Here is a 15,177-nt window from a genome sequence, read left to right as displayed (position 1 = left end):
CGCGGGTTGATCGGGCAGTTTGGAAGGGACAAGAGCAGTTGACGGATTTGGGTTCCCGAAACATTTCGGCACCTGCGCCGACCCGGACCCCCGGGCCGGACGGAACCTATGACCGCCGTTCGCTCACCTATGCAAATTCGTTCCCCAACCCGCTGGTTCGCTTCACGATCAAGGCGATCGAGTGGATGACTGGAAAAATCACCATCATCAACCGGGTGCGCAAGTTTGAGAGCCTGGGCGAGTTCAAAGGCCAGGCGTTCTGGCCCGCGACGATGAAGGTGATGGGCATTGAATTGCAGACGCCCGAAAGCCAGCTTGCGCGCATTCCGGCGGAAGGCCCGGTGGTGTTTGTGGCCAACCATCCGCACGGTCTGGTTGATGGCATGATCCTGGCGGATCTGATCGGCCGTCGCCGCAATGACTACCGCATCCTGACGCGCGCTTTGCTCACGGGCATCGACGAATCCGCGTCGAGCTACATGATCTCCGTGCCCTTTCCGCACGAAGCCGATGCGCAGCAGAAGATGCTGGATATGCGCGCGCAGGCCATGACGCATCTGAAAGAGAATGGGCTGATTGCCCTGTTCCCCTCAGGCGCCGTTGCGGCGTCGGACCGGATGATGGGGCAACCCATTGAGGGCGAGTGGAACGTGTTTACAGCCAAGATGATCCGCACCTCGGGCGCGACGATCGTGCCGTGTTTCTTCACCGGCCAGAACAGCCGCGCATACCAGATTGCGAACCGCATCAGCCCGGTGATCCGTCAGGGCCTGCTGATCCATGAGGTTGTGCGCAGCTTCGACAAACCTCAGGCCCCGATCATCGGCAACCCGATCACGCCGGATGAGTGGAAGGACCGGATTGGCAAGCCGAGGGAGTTCATGGCCTGGTTACGTGAGCGGACCTTGTCGCTTCGGGACAACCCCGATCAGTAGCCGTTGATCACCGTGTCGGAACCGGGGTTTCGCCGCGATAATCGTAGAACCCACGTTCCGTCTTCCGGCCCAACCAGCCAGCTTCCACATATTTCGTCAGAAGCGGGCAGGGCCGATATTTCGTGTCGGCCAAACCGTCATGCAAGACATTCATGATCGCGAGGCATGTGTCCAATCCAATAAAATCGGCCAGTTCCAGCGGACCCATCGGATGGTTCGTGCCCAGCTTCATTGCCATGTCGATGGAGGTCACGTTGCCGACCCCCTCATACAGAGTGTAGACCGCCTCATTGATCATCGGCATCAGGATGCGGTTCACGATGAAGGCTGGGAAATCCTCTGCTGTGGCCGCGGTCTTGCCGAGTGCGTCGACCACGGATTTACACGCCTTGAAGGTATCCTCGTCCGTTGCAATGCCGCGGATCAATTCGACTAACTGCATCACTGGCACGGGGTTCATGAAATGAAATCCCATGAACTTCTCTGGCCGATCTGTGCGGCTGGCCAGCCGCGTGATTGAGATGGAAGAGGTGTTCGACGTCAGGATCGTGTTCGGTTTCAGATGCGGCAGAAGATCTTCGAATATCGCCTGTTTGACAGTTTCTCGCTCAGTCGCGGCCTCGATGATCAGGTCCGTTGGCCCCACGTCCGACAGTTGAAGCGTCGTCCGGATGCGGCCCATTGCGGCGTCTTTCTCGGCCGCCGCGATCTTTTCCCGACTGACCTGACGCTCAAGGTTCTTGTCGATCAGTGCCGTGGCCGCGTTCAATGCATCCTGACTGACATCAGACATGATGACGTCGTAGCCGGCCAGCGCACAAACATGCGCGATCCCGTTGCCCATTTGGCCGGCGCCGACAATTCCGATGCTTTGGATGCCCATACCCGGCCCCTTTGTGTTCCCGTGTGTTGGGCGCAGACTATGCGCGCAGGGCAGGTAAGGACAAGCCATCAAGGCCGCGCATATTGGCGCGCCAGTTTTGTCAGAATGTCGTAAAATTATAGGCAAAACAATCATTTAGAGAAATGTCAACGATTGTCGGTCAAATCTATCTCTGGGTGAGTCTCCTATGAGTCGGAGCGAGATTGATGAGCATTGAACAACGAGGGCGTATGCCCCTCGACTATAATCCTGTGGTCCTGCCGGGCTCGGCCCTGCGATTTCGTGGGCCACTGGCAACGGATCGGCAGCCGTCGATTGTCTGTATTGGCGGGTCGGAAACTTTTGGGCGGTTCATAGATGCGCCCTTCCCGGCGCAGTTGAACGAACACAGCGATCAGCCTGTCATCAACCTTGGGGTGATGAATGCGGGCTTGGATGTCCTGATGACAGACCATGCCATTCTTGGAGCGTTGGATGATGCGGAGGCCGTGATCCTGCAAATCATCTCGGCGCACAACATGTCGAACCGGTTTTACACAGTGCATCCGCGCCGCAATGACCGGTTTTTGAAGGCCAGCACCATGTTGCGCACGATCTATCCGCAGGTGGATTTCACCGAGTTCAACTTTACCCGCCACATGCTGACCCAGCTTCACGAATTGTCACCAGACCGGTTTGAGATCGTTCGCAACGAACTTGAGGCTGCGTGGACCGCGCGCATGATCCGGTTTCTGGGTCAGGTATCGGCCCCTGTGCACCTACTATGGCTGTCCAACCGATCCCCAGATGCTGAAGAGAGTGGCGATATGTCGACGGACCCGCTTTTTGTGTCACCCAAAATGCTGGACAGCGTCGCGCGCTATGCCAACAGCCTGACGGTTGTTACGCCCGATGCGGTCCAAGCGCCTGATGACCTGCAGGGAAAGTTCTTCGGCCCGAAGGAGGAAGCCGCCGCGCGCCTTTTGCCCGGCCCAAAATTGCACGCGTTGGCCACCGAGGAATTGTTACGAAAGCTCTGATTGAGCTTAAAAAAAGCCCCGCACCGGCGATCCGGGCGGGGCCTTTTGTGATTGAACGGCTTTGCGATCAGAGCTTGCCCGTCAGCTCCGGCACAGCATCGAAGAGGTCCGCAACCAGACCATAATCGGCAACCTGGAAAATCGGGGCCTCTTCGTCCTTGTTGATCGCGACGATCACCTTGGAGTCCTTCATACCTGCAAGGTGCTGAATGGCCCCCGAAATGCCCACTGCGACGTACAGTTCAGGTGCCACAACCTTACCGGTCTGGCCCACCTGCCAATCGTTCGGAGCATAGCCCGAGTCGACCGCAGCGCGGGAGGCGCCAACAGCGGCACCAAGCTTATCGGCGAGGCCTTCGATCAGGGCGAACTGCTCTTCCGAGCCGACGCCACGACCGCCGGAGACAACGATACCGGCGGAGGTCAGTTCCGGGCGATCCGACGCCGCAACCTTGTCCTCAATCCAGCTCGAGAGGCCGGGATTGCCGGCTGCGTCGATCATCTCGACCGCTGCGGACCCACCGGTGGGGGCGGCGTCGAAGGTGGAGGTGCGGAAGGTTACGACTTTCTTGGCGTCCGAGGACTTCACGGTCTGGATCGCGTTGCCCGCGTAGATCGGGCGTTCGAACGTGTCGGCATCCACAACGGCGGAGGCGTCCGAGATCACCATGACGTCCAGCAGCGCGGCCACACGCGGCATGACGTTCTTGGCGTCGGTCGTGGCGGGGGCAACGATGTGGTCGTAATCGCCAGCCAGCGCAACGATCAGCGCTGCGGTGGGTTCGGCCAAACGGTGGCCAAGCGTGTCGTCTTCGGCGCACAGCACCTTGGCGACGCCGTCGATGGTGGCCGCTTCGTCAGCAGCCGCCTTCGCGGAGGCTCCGGCACACAGCACGGTCACATCGCCCAACATCTTGGCGGCCGTGACAGCCTTGGCGGTGGCGTCCATCGCCAGTTCGCCCGAATTCACTTCGGCAAGGAGAAGAACAGCCATCAGATGACCCCCGCTTCGTCTTTGAGTTTCGTGAGAAGTTCGTCGACCGAACCAACCTTGACGCCAGCGGCGCGGGCCTCAGGCTCCGTCGTGGAGACGACCGCAAGGCGCGGAGTGACGTCGACGCCGTAATCGGTGGCCGTTTTCTCATCCAGCGGCTTTTTCTTGGCCTTCATGATGTTCGGCAGCGAGGCATAGCGCGGCTCGTTCAGGCGCAGGTCGACGGTGATGATGGCGGGCATCTTCACTTCGATGGTCTGCAGACCTCCATCGACCTCGCGCGTCACCTTTGCGGTGTCGCCGTCGATATCAACTTCGGAGGCAAAGGTACCTTGCGACCAGCCCAGAAGCGCAGACAGCATCTGGCCAGTGGCGTTCATGTCATTGTCGATGGCTTGCTTGCCCGCCAGAACGAGGCCGGGCTGCTCTTCATCGATGACAGCCTTAAGGATCTTGGCGACGGCCAGCGGCTCGATGTCGGTGTGCACATCGTCAGCAGCGACCACAAGGATCGCGCGATCAGCGCCCATGGCCAAAGCGGTGCGCAGGGTTTCCTGGCTTTGCTTCACGCCGATGGAAACCGCGACGACTTCGTCGGCTTTTCCGGCTTCTTTCAGGCGGATGGCCTCTTCGACGGCGATTTCGTCAAAGGGGTTCATCGACATTTTCACGTTGGCAAGATCGACGCCCGAACCGTCCGCTTTCACGCGAACCTTCACGTTGTAGTCGATCACGCGCTTTACAGGCACCAGGACCTTCATGGCGTTCTCCTCTGTCACAAGCCGGGGCGGACCCAAGCAATAATCTTGCTGGGAGAGATAGACCCAAGCGGCGCGGGAAAATAGGCCAAAATCGACACGAGGCTGCGTTCCGACGCCGCGTTACGCGAGCGTCAACGTGAATGACGGCGCAAGACGCCGATCAAAGGCGAATCTGTCGCGGCGATTTTTAGGCTATGAAGGCGACTTCGGCTGCGATGGCGGCGTAGCAGAGGCCGGTCCCCGCGAGCACAAAGATGTGCCAGATCGTGTTGTGAAAGGGTAGGCTGTCCCAGACGTTGAACACGACACCTGCGGAGTAGGTCAGCCCGCCCGCAACCAAAAGCCAGAAGGCTACCGGCGACAGGGTGCTGACAAGCGGGCCGCCTAGCACGGCGCCGGCCCATCCTAGGCCGAGGTAGAGAAGGATGGTCAAAACGCTAAACTGACGGCGCGACACCAAGATGAGGGTCGCGCCCGCCAAAGCCACAGCCCAAATGCCGGCGAGAAATCCAAGTGAGCCTGACGCCAATGCAATGAACGGCGTGTAGGTCCCCGCGATCTTCAACGATATGGCCGATTGATCCAACCGACGCAGGCGCGGCACCAGGTCTTCCCGCTGCACCAGATTGTAGAGGGCGGAGCAGATCCACATTGCCAGCATCGTCACGGCGTAGATCACGGCGGCGGTGACACTGCCTGCGTCGCCGATCCATACGGCGACGAGGGTCACGAGAACGGGCCCGGCAATCAGTGTGCCGCCAATCCCAATACCGTGCACGATAGCGTCCGATATATATTCGGCCCTGCTGTACTCGCGGTTCGGTTTGACGTGCGACATGAGATTAACTGTAGACCAAGATCGGTTAACAACCATGTAAAGATTGGTAAACAATTTGGTGTCGTTGCGTCATGGCCGTCAAAACAGGGTACACGAAAGGAGAATTAAGGGGCTTGGTCGACCGGATCCGGGCCCAGTCGACCGCGCTTGTCGCTGACCTTCCGACTGCCCCACTTGGCACCATCTATCTGGCCTGCAATTGCGACAATTGCATTAACGCGGACGCGCTCCAACAGCTTCGTCGCGTGTCACCGCCGAACCTGACCGAGCGTGTCATCAGCCAGTATTTCGGAGGTGTGGGCGCGGTTCTGGTCGAGGCAAACGACGAGACGCGCAATGAGGCACGTGTCATTCTGACCCACGTGATCGCGCTATTTGGAAAGACAGTCGCGCGCCCTTCAGACGACCCGAACAACGCGCGGCGCAGCATGTCTTACTTCGATGCCGATTACCTTCTGCCCGATCTGTTGGCCACCAATGTGCTTTCCCACCTGCCGCAGGAGCAGCGTGCACAGATCGACGATTATTTGTTGGACGTTGCACATTACGCCGTCGCGTCCGGTTCTCGTTTCGTGGATACGGCGCTCACTTACCTCACGATTTTCACCGATAGGTTTCCCGGCTTTCTGGAAAGTTACCAATCAGGGCCGCAGCGAAAACACTTGCGTTTGTGGACCGCTCTAGCGCGTGGCTTTGCCACGAAAGAGGCGAACACCATGCACCGGGGCAAAGACATTCATCTGTTTTACCGCGGGATGCCCCGATCCGACCGGGACCTGTTGCTGGCGACATTGGAGTCGAAGACGGTCGGCGATTTATTGGAACGCTATGCTGTGCACGCCAAAGATGAGGAGTGGTTGCAGTACCTCTCGAACCTGATGGAGTGGCGCGAAGCGACGATCCTATCCACCCGCTATTCCTCGTACAAAGACGGGAAGTTCTAACGGGAGCACAACGCCGTCATCAGCGGCCCGCTCTCCACTCCGCCGCGATCGGTTACTTCGCCGCTTTCAGCGGTTCGCTCTCCCCTCCGCCGAAATCAGTGATTTCGCCGCCTTCAGCGGTTCGCTCCGGGGACCCATAAAACGTCATCCTTGCCGTTGTTGTTGGCAATGCGCCCGGCAACGAAGAACCAGTCGGACAGGCGGTTGAGGTATTTCACGCCCGCCGGATTGATCGATTCCACTCCGCCAAGTTCAACACTCAAACGCTCTGCCCGACGGGCGACCGTTCGGCAGATGTGCAGATGCGCGGCAAGCGCTGATCCACCGGGCAGAATGAAAGAACGCAAAGGCTCCAGCGCGCCGTTCATCTCGTCAATTTCCGCCTCAAGCCGGTCGACCTGCGCGTCTGCGATACGCAGTGGCGGGTATTCGCGTTCGCCGTCCATTTCCATGTTCGGTGTGCAAAGGTCTGCGCCCAGATCGAAAAGATCGTTCTGGATCATCGCCAGACGTTCGGCCATTTGCCCGTCTGCATGCAACTTGGCCACGCCAAGCGTCGCGTTCAGCTCATCAACGGTGCCGTAGGCCGTGACCCGCGCGGAATGCTTCGCCACACGGCTGCCATCGCCCAATGCTGTTTCACCGGCATCGCCCGTGCGCGTGTAAATCTTGTTCAGTACCACCATGGATCAGCCCCCCGATTGGCGACGGAAATAAACGAAGGCGAGGATAAGCAGGATCGCCACAAACTGCGCCGCAAGCCGCCAGCGCATGAACTTGTTGGATTCCTTCGATGCCTCTTGCCCGCCCTTACGGAACGAGTTGATGCCCAGAAGCAGGATGATCAACACGGCGGCGCAAGCCACCAGTGCCGCAATCAGTAGGGGGTCGTCTGTCATGGTCTCTCCGCTCGATACCTCGCGCCCTACCTAGCGGCTCAGGCGCAAAAGGCTAGAGGCGTGCCGCGATTGCGTCCAGCGCGCGCTGCGGCAGAAAGCGGCGCAGGCCTTCGGCAATGTGGGTGGCGCCCGTGATGTGATAGCGCGGGCGCGGGTTCGGCGACTCGATGGCGTGGATCAACCGGCGCACCACGGCATCGGGTTCCTTTTGAAACGGTGCGCGCCCGGTGTCTTCATACAGGTGATGGAACAGCTCGCGCTTGTAACGGTCCGGGTCGGCTGAATTCTCCCAATCAATCCAGCGCTCAAAATGCGGGATGGAGTTGATGCGGAACTTGGATGTCACCGGCCCCGTGTTGAGGGTCGAGATGAAAATGCCCGTGCCACGCATTTCCAAACGCAAAGTGTCCGTCAGCCCCTCAACCGCGTGTTTGGAGGCATTGTAGGCCCCCCGCCATTTCATCACGTGGCGTCCGAAGCCCGACGAATGCTGCACGATGCGCCCATGCCCTTGCGCGCGCATCGTCGGTATCACGGCGCGGGTCAGATGGTGCAGGCCGAAGACGTTGGTCTCAAACGTTTCGCGCAGACCGTCGGTGGGCAGGTCTTCCACAGCGCCCGGCAGCCCAAAGCCTGCATTGTTGAAGAGTGCGTCCAGCCTTCCGCCAGTGCGTTCCAGCACTTCGGCCAACCCGCCGTCGATGCTGGTCGTATCGGCACAGTTCAAAAGGACACTTTCAAAGCCTTCCTGTTCCAGCCGGGCCTTGTCTTCCGGTTTGCGGACACTTGCGAAAACGCGCCAGCCACGCCCTTGCAATGTGTGGGCCGCTGCATAGCCGATCCCGCTGGAGGATCCTGTAATCAATATGCTTTTTGTCAAAGGTCCTGCCCGCGTTTTCCGTGCCTTTACGGGATAGGCACAGCGTGCAAGGCGCGCAAGTCAGTTCACGGGTTCAAGGAACCGCGCCGCCATGTACCCTTCCAAACCGCTGCTGAGCACGCGCAAATGCGCCCACCCGTCGGGCGCGTCGGCGAGGAATTCAACCTCATCCCCGCGTACCAGTCCGGCCAGAACGGCGGTGTTGGTCGAGGGGCCCGCACGGAAGTTTACGTTGTTGCCCGTGACGCGCCAGATGACACGCTCTGCCCGTGCTTGTGCCTGCGCAATCTCGACGGCGCCGGGGTCCACGACGGACACGGCAGCTACGGCGCTGCTTCCATCATCAGGCATTAGATCAACCGGGTCGATCACGGCAGTGATCTCTAGCAACTCGCCATCGGCGCGCTCAAGCGCATAGCCATCATCGGTTTCCAGAAGATCGTCGGTCAACTCATGCCGCAGCGTGCGCGACGCATCGGGCGGGGCGACACGGGGCGGGCGCTGTGCACCGGCCTGTGCGTCACTGATTATTGCTACGAGCCAATTCTGTCCCTCGCTGCGAGTCACTTCGACCTGCGCACCGTGGTCCTCACCCGGAACTACAATCAAAACGATATAGATGGCCACGATCAACGTGACGGTCATGCGGATCATACCGCGCCCCTCATTTCAATTTGCCCCGGAGAATCTGTGGATAAGCCTTCTGCCGATTCGAAAATAGTGATTCTTCGGGGGAAAAACTTGATCGGGCGGCTTTGTTCCCTTGCCGATGCAAGCGCCCGCAGGATATGCACATGATCTAGATGAGCAGTGATAACGACACACAAGATGACCGGCAGGAACAGGAATCGCTGAGCCGTGCAATTGGCTCGCGCTACCTGCAATACGCCCTGTCGACGATCATGCACCGCGCCCTTCCGGACGCGCGCGATGGGCTGAAGCCGGTTCATCGCCGGATTCTCTATGCGATGCGTGAATTGCGGTTGGCCTCAAACGGTGGTTTCCGCAAATCGGCCAAAATCTCCGGCGACGTAATGGGCAATTACCACCCGCACGGCGATGCCGCGATCTACGATGCGATGGCGCGTTTGGCGCAGGATTTCGTGATCCGCTATCCGCTCGTCGATGGGCAGGGAAACTTCGGAAACATCGACGGCGATAACCCGGCTGCCTCCCGCTACACCGAAGCGCGCATGACGCCGATGGCCGAAGCGCTGCTTGAGGGTTTGTCCGAGGACGCCGTCAATTTCCGTGACAATTACGATGGTACCCTGACGGAGCCTGAGGTTCTGCCTGCGCAGGTGCCAAACCTGCTGGCCAATGGGTCCTCCGGGATTGCCGTGGGCATGGCGACGAATATACCGCCCCACAACCTCGACGAGTTGATCGCCGCCTGCCTGCACCTGATCAAAACGCCCGATGCCCGCGATGACACGCTGCTGAACTATGTGCAGGGCCCCGACTTCCCGACCGGTGGCGTGATTGTTGAGCCGCCGGAATCCATCGCCGAGACCTATCGCACAGGCAAAGGCGGCTTCCGTGTTCGTGCGAGGTACGAGATCGAAGACCTGGGTCGCGGGCAATGGCAGATCGTTGTCACCGAAATTCCTTACCAGGTGCAGAAGTCTAAGCTGATCGAGAAACTGGCTGAGCTGATCCAGCTGAAGAAAGTTCCGATCCTCGCCGATGTGCGGGATGAATCCGCCGATGACATCCGCATCGTACTGGAGCCCCGCGCCAAGACGGTCGATCCCGAAGTCCTGATGGGGACGCTGTTCCGACAATCCGATCTGGAAAACCGCTTCAGCCTCAACATGAACGTGCTGATCGACGGACGCACGCCCAAGGTTTGTTCGCTGAAAGAGGTTCTGCGCGCCTTCCTCGATCACCGCCGCGTCGTGCTGATCCGCCGCTCCAAACACCGCATGGCGCAGATCGACCATCGGCTTGAGGTCCTTGAAGGCTTCCTGATCGCCTTCCTCAACCTCGATCGCGTGATCGACATTATCCGCTACGATGATGCCCCCAAGGCCGCGTTGATGCGCGAAACCTGGGATCAGGATTTCGTCCGCGCCACGTCCGAGGCCGACTATCGCAGCCCCGCTGAGGGTGAGGGCGAATTGACCGAGGTGCAGGCCGAGGCCATCCTCAACATGCGCCTGCGCTCCTTGCGCCGTCTGGAAGAGATGGAGCTTCAGGCCGAACGCGACCGCCTGATGGAAGAGCGTGCCGATCTGGACGACCTGCTGGCCGAAGAAGGTTTGCAATGGAACAAGATCGCTGAAGAGCTGCGCGAAGTTCGTGGAAAGTTCGGTGCCAAGGTCGAAGGTGGCGCACGCCGTACGATCTTTGCGGAAGCGGGCGAAGTCGAAGACGTGCCCCTTGAGGCGATGATCGAGAAAGAGCCGATCACCGTCGTCTGTTCTCAGATGGGCTGGATTCGGGCGATGAAGGGCCATGTGGACCTGTCGGGCGAAATGAAGTTCCGCGATGGCGATGGCCCGCGTTTCGCCTTCCACGCACAGACCACGGACAAACTCCTGATCCTCGGCAGCCAAGGACGCGTCTACACTCTGGGTGCAAGTGGCCTGCCCGGTGGGCGCGGATTGGGTGAGCCTGTGCGCCTGATGGTTGACCTGCCGAACGAGGTGCAGATCGTCGATCTGTTCACCCACACCCCTGGCACCAAGCGCCTTATGGCGTCCAGTGCGGGCGACGGCTTTGTGGTGGCTGAGGAAGAAATCCTCGCCCAAACCCGCTCAGGTAAACAGGTGCTGAACGTGAAGGACGGTGTCACCGCCCTTGTCTGCCGCGCCATTGCCGAAGGCGACACCCATGTGACGACCGTAGGCGAGAATCGCAAATTACTGATCTTCCCGCTGGAAGAACTGCCCGAGATGGGACGCGGGAAAGGCGTGCGCCTGCAGAAGTTCAAGGATGGGGGCCTCAGCGACGCGCGCACCTTCAATCTGGCAGAGGGTCTCACATGGCTGGATCCGGCGGGCCGCACCCGGACCGAGACTGAACTGGCCGAATGGAGTGCAAAGCGCGCTTCCGCCGGTCGCATGGCCCCGCGCGGGTTTCCGCGGGACAATCGGTTCACATAGACCCTAAATTGGTAAACGGTGTTTCACGCCCAGAAATACAGACAAGGAAGCAATGCTATGCTGCGCCTGCATTTGATCATTACATTCGCTGCGGTTTTGCTTCTTTCGGCCTGTGCGCCAACGTCCTCTGACGTTTCTGGGGGAACGTTCGCGGGTGGTGCGGTTCACACCGTTGTAACAGGGCAAACCGGCTATAGCCGCTCACAAGGGGGCTCTACCTTTGTCTCCGCCGATCCAGCTATCGCTTTGGGAAGTGGTCTGGGTGATCTTGCCCAAGCCAACTCCGCCGTGCAGCGCTTGGCGGAACAATTGCCCAATCCTTCCACCGACCCCGCCCGTCAACTGGCTGGTGCAGCACAGCAAGCATTGGCCGCGGGCGCAAATGCATCCTCGGGCCGCACACTCGGAACCGGATCAGGCGACGCGGCGGCGCGCGCGCGCGCTGCGGGCCTATCCGGCGTAGTGGTCGAGGTCAGCGGGACAGAAATGCGCATCTACGGCAGCGGGGCCGCCACCCAGGTCGGCGGAAACCGCGTCGTCGTTGCGCTGACCTCCACCCTCTCTCTCATTGATGTGAGCACCGGCGAGGTCTTAGCCCGCTCCACATGCCGCGAGAACACCCGTACACGCCGCGCCGAGGTTGAGGCCGCACCAAATGGGTTCGTCTCGCGCCAAATGGGCGTGCTCGCACAGGCTTGCGTCGCATCATTCACGGACCGCGTCCGTTGAGCGCACTTGCTGAGATATTGGAAAGAACCTTTAAAGCGCGAGGGTGCCGAGTGCTAAAATCATTATAAAATAACGATTTAGGCGCTCACAGGCCACGTGTCGCGCAGCAGTCGCGCCAGTCTTTTCAACGCCCCTTTACCCGCGCCCCTGCCTTCCTTACCTTCCCTCAAACGCTGATTTCAGGAGTCCGCAAGATGCTTCGACTAGCCCGCTTCGCCGCGCTTGCCCCAGCCCTCGCCCTTATGGCCTGTGCCGCAGGTGATCCGCTTGATGAAGAATTGCCCCCGATGGGTGACTTCCGCCTCGCCCACAACATCGTGGTCGCAGACAACATGCAGCAGGTTCCCCCGTCGCGGAATGCGACGCCGGAAGAGTGGGAAGAAATCTTGGTGGCCGAAATCGATCGCCGTTTCGGCGGGTATGAAGGCGACCGACTGTATCACATCGGTATTGCAGTTGATGGCTATTCGCTGGCCCCTCCGGGCATTCCGATTGTGTTGAGCCCGCGTTCGGTGCTGGTTTTGTCCGTGAACATCTGGGACGACGCACTCGGTCGGAAGCTGCATGAAGAGCCTGAGCAGATCATCGTCTTCGAAGGCGCCTCACCTGAGACGCTCTTGGTCGGCTCCGGCATTGCGCGCAATCGCAACGAACAGATGGCGATTCTGGCCCGCAACGCCGCGCGCCGCGTGCAGTTGTTCATGCTGGAGAACCCGGAATGGTTCAACATTTCCGATGCAGAAGCCGCCGAAGCACTTGGCAGCGTGGAAGCGCTGGCTGAGGCCGCCGAGGAAGCCGCCGCAGTCGAAGAGGCTGTGGATGAAGCCGCATTGGGCAACTGATCGACAGCCTGACCACCAACATGACTTGATTTTTCCGCGCCGCCCGAATAGGTGGCGCGCAATGCAAAACGGGCCTTCACCGCTCCCCGGTGCAAGGCCCCTAACTTATGGGGTGCCAACGCATGGCAAAGGAAAAGTTTGAACGTACGAAGCCGCATGTGAACATCGGCACGATTGGTCACGTTGACCACGGCAAGACGACGCTGACGGCTGCGATCACGAAGCAGTTTGGCGACTTCAAGGCGTATGACGAGATTGACGGCGCGCCGGAAGAGAAAGCGCGCGGGATCACGATCTCGACGGCACACGTGGAATACGAGACCGACAACCGCCACTACGCGCACGTCGACTGCCCCGGCCACGCCGACTACGTGAAGAACATGATCACCGGTGCCGCTCAGATGGACGGCGCGATCCTGGTGGTGAACGCCGCCGATGGCCCGATGCCGCAGACGCGTGAGCACATCCTTCTGGGCCGCCAGGTTGGCATCCCGAAGATGGTCGTGTTCATGAACAAGGTGGACCAGGTCGACGACGAAGAGCTGCTGGAGCTCGTCGAGATGGAGATCCGCGAACTGCTGTCCTCCTACGACTACCCGGGCGACGACATTCCGATCGTTGCAGGCTCGGCTCTGGCCGCTCTGGAAGGCCGTGACGCGAACATCGGCGAAGAGAAAATCGCCGAGCTGATGGCGGCTGTCGACGAGTACATCGACACGCCCGAGCGCGCGGTGGACCAGCCCTTCCTGATGCCGATCGAAGACGTGTTCTCGATCTCCGGCCGCGGTACGGTTGTGACCGGCCGTGTGGAGCGTGGCGTGATCAACGTGGGCGACGAGATCGAAATCGTCGGCATCCGCGACACGTCGAAGACGACCTGCACGGGCGTTGAGATGTTCCGCAAGCTGCTCGACCGCGGTGAAGCGGGCGACAATATCGGCGCGCTGCTGCGTGGTGTGGACCGTGACGGCGTTGAGCGTGGTCAGGTGCTCTGCAAGCCCGGCTCGGTGACGCCGCACACGAAGTTTGAGGCGGAAGCCTACATCCTGACCAAGGAAGAGGGTGGCCGTCACACGCCGTTCTTCGCCAACTACCGCCCGCAGTTCTACTTCCGCACGACGGACGTGACGGGCACGGTTGAGCTGCCGTCGGGCACCGAGATGGTGATGCCGGGCGACAACCTGAAGTTCAACGTGGAACTGATCGCGCCGATCGCCATGGAAAACGGCCTCCGCTTCGCCATCCGCGAAGGCGGCCGCACCGTTGGCGCAGGTGTTGTGTCGAAGATCATTGAATAATCGGATGGGTGGCTAACCCCACCGCTCCGAGCCAAAGAAAGGCCCCGCCCCACCGGCGGGGCCTTTTTGCGTCCGGGCCATGGCTGCTCACGCGTGAGCAGAGGGGTCATCCCTCTGATCCAAAACGAAAAACCCGATATTGGTAACGAACGCTTAACCATGATCGGGGGGACCGCGGGACAAGTGCCGCCTTACTGAAAGCGCATTCAGGTCATCACGCATCGGTGCGCCGGGCTGAAGCCCGGTCTACGGTTTGACGCTCTTCTCTTCGCCCGCCCCCTTGTGCTTCGCGCCTCAATCCGTTCGGGTGCGTTGAGCAAAGCGACGTTCAGGAGAGTGAGATGTTGAGGTTTCTTCCATGGTGGGTCTTCCTTCTCGCCGGGCTTCTCTTCGGGGCTGTCGCCGTCAGCATGACCCGCGATTATCTCGCGGATCGTGCCGATCTGGACGCTGCTTTGGCCTCTCCACCTGAGACGATCTTGTTGAGCGAGCTGCCTGACGCGCCGGACCATCCGCCCTTTTCCGAATTCGCGGTGCGTGATTTCGCAGGTTATTACGTGGGCGTGGTCGACGCGGGGCGCAGTGGCCGTTCGTTCCTGGTGATCGAGTCCTTCTCCACCCCGCCGGTCTATATCGCCTTCACCGCCGCGACGTTCGAGGAGACGATGTTCGAGCGCGAAGCGTTGTTGCTGGAGCAGGATTGGGAGAACCGCGTCGTGCGCGGGCTTTTGACCAATTCGACCTCATACCGGGACGATCTGATCGCGTTTCTGAGCGAAGAGGACCCGAATTTCCCCCAAGGGCCGATCTTGATGGCGGAATTTCTGGAAGGGGAGCGCGACGCGGCGCTGACGGATTGGGTCGCTGGCAATCGGATTGTTGTGCTGATCGCATGGGGTCTGACCGGCGTGCTTGGCCTTGTAACGGTTTTGAAGTTCGTAGGCTGGCGCCGGCGCCGGGCCGCGAAGCAACAGGCGGCGCGGGATGCGAAGCTTGATAGTGGGCCGATAGACAGCGGCGGGTCATAGGGCCGCTGCAACGAAAAAAG

At 60.2% G+C, this 15,177-nt stretch carries 16 protein-coding genes; 8 read left to right on the top strand and 8 right to left on the bottom strand.

The window, feature by feature from the left end; all coding sequences use genetic code 11:
• Positions 1 to 47 precede the first annotated feature (47 nt).
• Positions 48 to 935: a lysophospholipid acyltransferase family protein gene (locus V8J81_RS15285; RefSeq protein ID WP_368477660.1), complete on the top strand. Its 888-nt coding sequence runs from the start codon at positions 48 to 50 to the stop codon at positions 933 to 935.
• Between the two features lie 7 nt (positions 936 to 942).
• Here the strand turns inward: V8J81_RS15285 and V8J81_RS15280 are convergent, their stop codons facing one another.
• Positions 943 to 1,818 (bottom strand): 3-hydroxybutyryl-CoA dehydrogenase, encoded by an 876-nt coding sequence (locus tag V8J81_RS15280; protein WP_368476606.1) that lies wholly within the window; start codon positions 1,816 to 1,818, stop codon positions 943 to 945.
• A 206-nt stretch (positions 1,819 to 2,024) separates the two neighbouring features.
• Here V8J81_RS15280 and V8J81_RS15275 point away from each other — a divergent pair, with 206 nt between their 5' ends.
• Entirely contained in the window at positions 2,025 to 2,837 is an 813-nt protein-coding gene (locus V8J81_RS15275) for a DUF6473 family protein (protein ID WP_368476605.1), read from the top strand.
• A gap of 67 nt (positions 2,838 to 2,904) precedes the next feature.
• On the opposite strand, the gene V8J81_RS15270 is transcribed toward V8J81_RS15275, so the two are convergent.
• The 3 genes from V8J81_RS15270 to trhA form a co-directional block, all read right to left on the bottom strand.
• A complete protein-coding gene (locus V8J81_RS15270) occupies positions 2,905 to 3,831 on the bottom strand; it encodes an electron transfer flavoprotein subunit alpha/FixB family protein (protein ID WP_368476604.1) in 927 nt (308 codons plus the stop codon).
• Positions 3,831 to 4,592 (bottom strand): electron transfer flavoprotein subunit beta/FixA family protein, encoded by a 762-nt coding sequence (locus tag V8J81_RS15265; protein WP_368476603.1) that lies wholly within the window; start codon positions 4,590 to 4,592, stop codon positions 3,831 to 3,833. The genes V8J81_RS15270 and V8J81_RS15265 overlap by 1 nt, the downstream gene beginning before the upstream one ends.
• Positions 4,593 to 4,779: 187 nt before the next feature.
• Positions 4,780 to 5,430, bottom strand: a complete 651-nt coding sequence (gene trhA / locus V8J81_RS15260) for a PAQR family membrane homeostasis protein TrhA (RefSeq protein ID WP_368476602.1) — start codon at positions 5,428 to 5,430, stop codon at positions 4,780 to 4,782.
• Between the two features lie 113 nt (positions 5,431 to 5,543).
• Here trhA and V8J81_RS15255 point away from each other — a divergent pair, with 113 nt between their 5' ends.
• Positions 5,544 to 6,374, top strand: a complete 831-nt coding sequence (locus tag V8J81_RS15255; RefSeq protein WP_368476601.1) for a hypothetical protein — start codon at positions 5,544 to 5,546, stop codon at positions 6,372 to 6,374.
• A 113-nt stretch (positions 6,375 to 6,487) separates the two neighbouring features.
• Here the strand turns inward: V8J81_RS15255 and V8J81_RS15250 are convergent, their stop codons facing one another.
• The 4 genes from V8J81_RS15250 to V8J81_RS15235 are packed head-to-tail and all read right to left on the bottom strand — an operon-like array spanning position 6,488 to position 8,807.
• Entirely contained in the window at positions 6,488 to 7,060 is a 573-nt protein-coding gene (locus tag V8J81_RS15250) for a cob(I)yrinic acid a,c-diamide adenosyltransferase (RefSeq protein ID WP_368476600.1), read from the bottom strand.
• A 3-nt stretch (positions 7,061 to 7,063) separates the two neighbouring features.
• On the bottom strand, positions 7,064 to 7,273 hold the full coding sequence (locus V8J81_RS15245; protein WP_368476599.1) for a twin transmembrane helix small protein: 210 nt from the start codon (positions 7,271 to 7,273) through the stop codon (positions 7,064 to 7,066).
• 52 nt (positions 7,274 to 7,325) lie between these two features.
• Entirely contained in the window at positions 7,326 to 8,153 is an 828-nt protein-coding gene (locus tag V8J81_RS15240; protein WP_368476598.1) for an SDR family NAD(P)-dependent oxidoreductase, read from the bottom strand.
• Between the two features lie 60 nt (positions 8,154 to 8,213).
• A complete protein-coding gene (locus V8J81_RS15235; protein ID WP_368476597.1) occupies positions 8,214 to 8,807 on the bottom strand; it encodes an SH3 domain-containing protein in 594 nt (197 codons plus the stop codon).
• Between the two features lie 149 nt (positions 8,808 to 8,956).
• Here V8J81_RS15235 and parC point away from each other — a divergent pair, with 149 nt between their 5' ends.
• The 5 genes from parC to V8J81_RS15210 all read left to right on the top strand — a co-directional run bounded on the left by parC (position 8,957) and on the right by V8J81_RS15210 (position 15,157).
• Positions 8,957 to 11,260 (top strand): DNA topoisomerase IV subunit A, encoded by a 2,304-nt coding sequence (parC, locus tag V8J81_RS15230; protein WP_368476596.1) that lies wholly within the window; start codon positions 8,957 to 8,959, stop codon positions 11,258 to 11,260.
• A gap of 57 nt (positions 11,261 to 11,317) precedes the next feature.
• Positions 11,318 to 11,989: a hypothetical protein gene (locus tag V8J81_RS15225; RefSeq protein WP_368476595.1), complete on the top strand. Its 672-nt coding sequence runs from the start codon at positions 11,318 to 11,320 to the stop codon at positions 11,987 to 11,989.
• A 194-nt stretch (positions 11,990 to 12,183) separates the two neighbouring features.
• The gene (locus tag V8J81_RS15220) at positions 12,184 to 12,831 is read left to right on the top strand and encodes a hypothetical protein (protein ID WP_368476594.1); all 648 of its coding nucleotides are present in this window, start codon (positions 12,184 to 12,186) and stop codon (positions 12,829 to 12,831) included.
• 122 nt (positions 12,832 to 12,953) lie between these two features.
• Positions 12,954 to 14,129: an elongation factor Tu gene (gene tuf, locus V8J81_RS15215; protein ID WP_368476593.1), complete on the top strand. Its 1,176-nt coding sequence runs from the start codon at positions 12,954 to 12,956 to the stop codon at positions 14,127 to 14,129.
• Between the two features lie 341 nt (positions 14,130 to 14,470).
• Entirely contained in the window at positions 14,471 to 15,157 is a 687-nt protein-coding gene (locus tag V8J81_RS15210) for a hypothetical protein (protein WP_368476592.1), read from the top strand.
• Positions 15,158 to 15,177 lie beyond the last annotated feature (20 nt).

The sequence above is a fragment of the Gymnodinialimonas sp. 202GB13-11 genome (genome assembly GCF_040932485.1).
In the GTDB taxonomy this organism is placed as follows: Bacteria; Pseudomonadota; Alphaproteobacteria; order Rhodobacterales; family Rhodobacteraceae; genus Gymnodinialimonas; species Gymnodinialimonas hymeniacidonis.
The sequence above is the reverse complement of the archived record's forward strand: the minus strand, read 5'-3'. Positions and strand labels throughout refer to the sequence as shown.

What these genes read in the sequence shown, in the direction of transcription:
- V8J81_RS15220 (WP_368476594.1), top strand. Translation starts at nt 12,184, where the DNA reads ATGCTTCGACTAGCCCGCTTCGCCGCGCTTGCCCCAGCCCTCGCCCTT.
- V8J81_RS15280 (WP_368476606.1), bottom strand. Translation starts at nt 1,818, where the DNA reads ATGGGCATCCAAAGCATCGGAATTGTCGGCGCCGGCCAAATGGGCAAC.
- V8J81_RS15275 (WP_368476605.1), top strand. Translation starts at nt 2,025, where the DNA reads ATGAGCATTGAACAACGAGGGCGTATGCCCCTCGACTATAATCCTGTG.
- V8J81_RS15265 (WP_368476603.1), bottom strand. Translation starts at nt 4,592, where the DNA reads ATGAAGGTCCTGGTGCCTGTAAAGCGCGTGATCGACTACAACGTGAAG.
- V8J81_RS15245 (WP_368476599.1), bottom strand. Translation starts at nt 7,273, where the DNA reads ATGACAGACGACCCCCTACTGATTGCGGCACTGGTGGCTTGCGCCGCC.
- parC (WP_368476596.1), top strand. Translation starts at nt 8,957, where the DNA reads ATGAGCAGTGATAACGACACACAAGATGACCGGCAGGAACAGGAATCG.
- V8J81_RS15225 (WP_368476595.1), top strand. Translation starts at nt 11,318, where the DNA reads ATGCTGCGCCTGCATTTGATCATTACATTCGCTGCGGTTTTGCTTCTT.
- V8J81_RS15250 (WP_368476600.1), bottom strand. Translation starts at nt 7,060, where the DNA reads ATGGTGGTACTGAACAAGATTTACACGCGCACGGGCGATGCCGGTGAA.
- V8J81_RS15270 (WP_368476604.1), bottom strand. Translation starts at nt 3,831, where the DNA reads ATGGCTGTTCTTCTCCTTGCCGAAGTGAATTCGGGCGAACTGGCGATG.
- trhA (WP_368476602.1), bottom strand. Translation starts at nt 5,430, where the DNA reads ATGTCGCACGTCAAACCGAACCGCGAGTACAGCAGGGCCGAATATATA.
- V8J81_RS15210 (WP_368476592.1), top strand. Translation starts at nt 14,471, where the DNA reads ATGTTGAGGTTTCTTCCATGGTGGGTCTTCCTTCTCGCCGGGCTTCTC.
- V8J81_RS15235 (WP_368476597.1), bottom strand. Translation starts at nt 8,807, where the DNA reads ATGATCCGCATGACCGTCACGTTGATCGTGGCCATCTATATCGTTTTG.
- tuf (WP_368476593.1), top strand. Translation starts at nt 12,954, where the DNA reads ATGGCAAAGGAAAAGTTTGAACGTACGAAGCCGCATGTGAACATCGGC.